Consider the following 235-nt stretch of genomic DNA (forward strand, 5'->3'; position numbering starts at 1 on the left):
GAAAGGATTCCATTGGCGCATTATCATACGGACAACCCTTACGGCTGTATGAGTGGCGGATATGTAGCTCAGTTAAACGTTGATTGTAATCATCGCTGGTATACTGTGATCCTAAATCCGTATGGATAATCCGGTCCCCAGTAATGGTTCGATTTTTAGCCGCGCTTTCAAGGGTCTTTAAGACTAAATCAGTATCCATCTTTTTTGAGAACGAATAGCCGATAATCCGTCGTGA

The 235-nt window shown here is 43.0% G+C and carries 1 protein-coding gene; it reads right to left on the minus strand.

Annotation, left to right across the window (positions count from 1 at the left end):
- Positions 1-235 (minus strand): DDE-type integrase/transposase/recombinase (locus tag FD01_RS15895; RefSeq protein WP_156647335.1); only part of this gene is annotated, 235 nt, incomplete at both ends.

The organism is Lacticaseibacillus manihotivorans DSM 13343 = JCM 12514 (genome assembly GCF_001435035.1).
Taxonomy (GTDB): Bacteria; Bacillota; Bacilli; order Lactobacillales; family Lactobacillaceae; genus Lacticaseibacillus; species Lacticaseibacillus manihotivorans.